Genomic DNA, 4,771 nt, shown 5'->3' with positions numbered 1-4,771 from the left:
CTTCGTGAGGGATGCCGACGGCTTCCACTTCTTCCGCGGGCGTGCCGACGATCTCATCAAGATCTCCGGCCAGTGGGTCTACCCGCTCGAGGTCGAGCTGTGCCTCGCCGACCACCCCGATATCCGAGAATGCGCGGTGTTTGCCGCCGAGTTGCCGGACCGGCGGATGACGCTGAAGGCGGTGGTGGTGATGAACGACCGCGCCGTCGATCCAGGCGAAGCGACGCGGCAATTGCAGGATTATGTGAAAGGCAAGCTGCTTCCTTACAAATACCCACGCGAGGTGATCTTCATCGACGAGCTGCCAAAGACGGGCACGGGGAAGATCGACCGGCAGGCGTTGCTGCGGATGTGAGGCACCGCTGCAACCACACAATTGGCGTCATCGCCCGCGAAGGCGGGCGATCCAGTACTCCGAGACGGGTGTGATAAAACAGATGGGTCGCGGCGTACTGGATTCCCCGCCTTCGCGGGGAATGACACCTTCACTCTTGCAGCAGCGCCTTACTCACTTCGTCACCCACCCTTCCCCAGATGCTCCAGCGCATCCTCCGCCCGCAGCGGCACGCGCGAGGCTTCATTGTTGAGATCGACGAGCTGCACCAAGAGTCCCATCAGCGTCTTGCGGTCGGCGGGCTTCAGCGGCTCCAGCATGCGCGCCTGGGCGCGTTCGACGGCGGGGATGATCTCGCGCAGGATGGCAGCGCCGGACTTCGTCAAGTACAGGAGCTTGATGCGCTTGTCTTCCGGTGCCGGCTTGCGCTCGATGTAGTCCTTGGCCTCGAGCCGTTCGATCACGCTGCCGAGCGTGGAGCGGTCGAAGGCGATCACGGCTGACAGCCGCGTAGCATCGATGCCGGGATGGGTGTGGATCGCGATCAGCGCGGCATATTGCACCGGCGTGAGGTCGAACCTCTTGCACTCCTCCATGAAGATCGAGACCGCGATCTGCTGCATGCGCCGGAACAGATAGCCCGGCGCGGCATAGACCGCCTCCATCGTGATCGGAGGAGGCGGCTTACTCGGCATCGGGCTGCTTCTCCGGAGCGGCATCGGCGAAAGTCGGCAAGGCCTTGGCCGCGGCCTCGGCCTGGAGCAGGCGCGGATAGGCCGAGACATCGACACCGAAACGGCGCGCATTGGTGAGCTGCGGCACGAGGCAGAGATCGGCCAGCGTCGGCGCATCGCCGAAGCAGAATGGGCCCGGCTCGTCCTTGATCAGCGTCTCGCAAGCCGAAAGGCCCTCGCGGTTGGCCCACGCCGCCCAGTCCTGGACCTTCTCCTCGGCAAGGCCGAGTTCGCGAAGCCGCGCCAGCACCTTCAAATTCTGCACCGGATGGGTGTCGCAGGCGATCGCCAGCGCGAAGGCCCGCACCTTGGCGCGGCGCAGCGGATCCTTCGGCAGCAGCGGCGGATTGGGGTGCGTCTCGTCGAGCCATTCGATGATGGCGACCGATTGGGTCAGCACAGCACCCGCATTGTCCTCCAGCGCCGGGACGAGGCCTTGCGGGTTGATGGCGAGATAGGCGGGGGCGCATTGCTCGCCCTTGCGCAGATGATGCGGCAAATGCGCGGCCTTGAGGCCCTTGAGATTGAGCGCAATACGTACGCGGTAGGCGGCACTGGAGCGGAAATAGCCGTGCAGCTTCATTGGGACCCTCCCCTGCTGTTTTCTGTCATTCCGGGGCTCGCGAAGCGAGAGCCCGGAGTCCATACTCCCGATCATGGTTATGGATTCCGGGCTCTCCAGGCTGCGCGTTGCGCGGCCCGTCGCCCCGGAATGACGACCTTGTATGTCATCCCTCACATTGACGCTACCTAGATCGTCAGTATACTGTCAATCAACAAACGAACGGGAGCGCCGCCATGGAAGCCGTGACCAAGACGCCGGAACGCGAGGCGTTCTACAAAAAGATCGACGGCGAAAACCTCACCGCGCTGTGGACGGTGATGAGCGATCTGATCACGCCGGAGCCGAAGAGCGCCTGCCGGCCGCATCTGTGGAAATTCGACGTTATCCGCGACTACATGCTCGAGGCCGGCAAGCTCATCACGGCCAAGGAAGCCGAGCGGCGCGTGCTGGTGCTGGAGAACCCGGGCCTGCGCGGCCAGTCCAAGATCACGACCTCGCTCTACGCCGGCGTGCAGATGGTGGTGCCCGGCGACGTCGCTCCTGCGCACCGGCACAGCCAGTCCGCGCTACGCTTCGTGCTCGAAGGCAAGGGCGCCCACACGGCGGTCGACGGCGAGCGCACCGCGATGGAGCCGGGCGACTTCATCATCACGCCGTCGATGACCTGGCACGATCATTCCAACGAGACCGACCAGCCGATGTTCTGGCTCGACGGCCTCGACATTCCCGTGGTGCAGTTCTTCGACTGCTCATTCGCGGAAGGATCGAAGGAAGACCAGCAGAAGATCACGAAGCCGGCCGGCGACAGCTTTGCGCGCTACGGCCATAACCTCTTGCCCGTCGACGTGAAGCGCTCATCGAAGACCTCGCCGATCTTCAGCTATCCTTACGCCTACACCCGCGAAGCGCTGGAGAAGGCGCGCACGAGCCAGGAGTGGGACGCCTGCCACGGCCTCAAGCTGAAGTTCAGCAACCCCGAGACCGGGGATTTCGCCATGCCGACCATCGGCACCTTCATCCAGCTGCTGCCGAGGGGATTCAAGACCGCGCGCTATCGATCGACCGACGCCACGGTGTTCTGCCCGATCGAAGGCAAGGGCCGCAGCCGCATCGGCGACACCGTGGTCGAATGGGGGCCCCGCGACTTGTTCGTGGTGCCGAGCTGGCACTGGGTCACGCACGAGGCCGATGAGGATGCCGTGCTGTTCAGCTTCTCGGACCGGCCGGTGCAGCAGAAGCTGGATCTGTTCCGGGAAGATCGCGGCAACGCGTGAGGCGCCGTTCTATCCTCCGTCATGGCCGGGCTTGTCCCGGCCATCCACGTGCCGCTACGCCCGAGGAAAGACGTGGATGCCCGGGTCAAGCCCGGGCATGACGACCTGATTTGTGGCGCTCGCCTGCGTCCTCATCATCTTTGCGATTGCGGCTATCGCCAGTGCAACAGCCGCGTCTCCAGCCAGCCGATCACCTTGCCCACTGCGAGCCCGAACACCGACAGGATCACCACGCCCGCGAGCAGCTGATCGGTCTGCATCAGGTTTCCCGCCTGTAATACGAAGGCGCCGATGCCGTATTGCGCGCCGATCATCTCGGCGCTGACGACGAGCAGCAGCGCCACCGACGCCGTGATGCGGAAGCCGGCGAGGATCGCGGGCAGCGCGCCCGGCCAGATCACCTTGCGCACGATGGTGGCGAAGGGAACGTTGAAGCTCTGCGCCATGCGGATCAAATTGCGTGGCACCGCATCGACGCCGCTATAGACCGAAATCGCGGTCGAGAAGAACACGCCGAGCGCAATGGTCGCGATCTTCGGCTCCTCGCCGATGCCCAGCCAAAGGATGAGCAGGGGCAGCAGCGCGATCTTCGGAATTGGGAACAGTGCAGAGATGAAGGTGATGCCGACGCTGCGCGCCAGCCGCGACAGGCCGATGGCGAAACCGACGGCGATGCCGGTGGCGGTCCCGAGCAGCCAGCCGACGCCGATGCGTAGCAGCGAAGCCGAGAGATGCTGCCAGAGCGCGCCCGACACCGCGAGTTGATAGAGCGCGCGGGCGATGGCGGAAGGCGGCGGCAGAAACAACGGATTGACGAGGCCGGCGCTGCCCGCCGCCTGCCAGATCGCGATGACGAGGACGAGCGCGAGCCAGCCGCCGAAACGGCTCGACTCCGGAACGAAGCCGGCGCCACGAAACTGGACGCGGCGCGTCGTCTCGTCCTTCGCAGACGGGTCCGCGCGATCAAGCATGCTGGACCTCGCGCTCGGCATCGATCGCCTCGTTGCGGATCAGCGACCAGATCCGGTTTTGCAGCACCAGCAGCCTTTCGCGCGCCGCCGCTTCGCTACGCGCCGCGCGCGTCATCGGCACGGTCACGACCTCGCGGATACGTCCCGGACGCCGCGACAGCACCACGATGCGGTCGGCAAGCCGCGCGGCTTCTTCGAGATTGTGGGTGACGTAGACTGCGCCCATGCCGCCCTCGGCGAGCAGCCGGACGAAATCCTCCATCAGGAGCTCGCGGGTCTGCGAATCCAGCGCCGACAATGGCTCGTCCATCAGCAGGATGGCCGGCTTCACCGCAAGCGCGCGCGCGATGCCGACACGCTGGCGCATGCCGCCGGAGAGCTGCTTTGGATAGGTGGTGCGAAAATCGGTCAGGCCGGTGCGGCGCAGGGCGTCCTCGACCAGCGCACGGCGTTGCGCAGCGCTAAGCTGGGCATGCAGCAGCGGGAATTCGACGTTCTCCTCCACCGTGGCCCAGGGCAGCAGCGCGAAATCCTGGAACACGAAGGTCAGCGGATTGAGACTGTCCGCCGGCGGCGCGCCGCGCAACTCGGGCGCGCCGGAGGTCGGCTGCAACAGCCCGCCGAGGATCGACAGCAGCGTGCTCTTGCCGCAACCCGATGGCCCAACGATCGCGACCACCTCGCCGGCGCTGACGTTGAAGGAGACATCGTCGAGCACGGCGAGATCGCCGAAGCGATGGGAGATATGGCTGGCAATCAGGTCCATGCGATGAGCCCGGGCTCTTCACCCTCCCCTGGAGGGGGGGTCGGTTCGTGTTGAGCGAAGCGAAATACGAACCGGGGTGGGGTGACAGTCCATCGGCGATGAGACTGACGACGATCGCCGATAAAAT

The 4,771-nt window shown here is 65.1% G+C and carries 5 protein-coding genes and 1 pseudogene; 2 read left to right on the top strand and 4 right to left on the bottom strand.

The annotated features are described in order from the left end of the window. A pseudogene (locus JHD07_RS26370) lies at positions 1-355 on the top strand (benzoate-CoA ligase family protein); the annotation flags it as partial. 161 nt (positions 356-516) lie between these two features. Here JHD07_RS26370 and JHD07_RS26365 read toward each other — a convergent pair. Next, positions 517-1,029, bottom strand: coding sequence for a MarR family transcriptional regulator (locus JHD07_RS26365; RefSeq protein WP_291627389.1), 513 nt, complete (start codon positions 1,027-1,029; stop codon positions 517-519). Then, a complete protein-coding gene (gene maiA, locus JHD07_RS26360) occupies positions 1,019-1,651 on the bottom strand; it encodes a maleylacetoacetate isomerase (RefSeq protein WP_291627388.1) in 633 nt (210 codons plus the stop codon). The genes JHD07_RS26365 and maiA overlap by 11 nt, the downstream gene beginning before the upstream one ends. Before the next feature lie 215 nt (positions 1,652-1,866). On the opposite strand from maiA, the gene gtdA reads away from it, so the two are divergent. Next, entirely contained in the window at positions 1,867-2,907 is a 1,041-nt protein-coding gene (gtdA, locus tag JHD07_RS26355; RefSeq protein WP_291627387.1) for a gentisate 1,2-dioxygenase, read from the top strand. A 152-nt stretch (positions 2,908-3,059) separates the two neighbouring features. Here gtdA and JHD07_RS26350 read toward each other — a convergent pair whose 3' ends face one another. After that, positions 3,060-3,878 carry an ABC transporter permease gene (locus JHD07_RS26350; RefSeq protein ID WP_291627386.1) on the bottom strand — a complete coding sequence of 273 codons (819 nt, stop codon included), beginning with the start codon at positions 3,876-3,878 and terminating at the stop codon, positions 3,060-3,062. Next, the gene (locus JHD07_RS26345) at positions 3,871-4,644 is read right to left on the bottom strand and encodes an ABC transporter ATP-binding protein (RefSeq protein WP_291627385.1); all 774 of its coding nucleotides are present in this window, start codon (positions 4,642-4,644) and stop codon (positions 3,871-3,873) included. Before JHD07_RS26345 ends, JHD07_RS26350 begins: the two co-directional genes overlap by 8 nt. Positions 4,645-4,771 lie beyond the last annotated feature (127 nt).

Source organism: Bradyrhizobium sp., from assembly GCF_016462955.1.
Classification (GTDB): Bacteria; Pseudomonadota; Alphaproteobacteria; order Rhizobiales; family Xanthobacteraceae; genus Bradyrhizobium.
The sequence above is the reverse complement of the archived record's forward strand: the minus strand, read 5'-3'. Positions and strand labels throughout refer to the sequence as shown.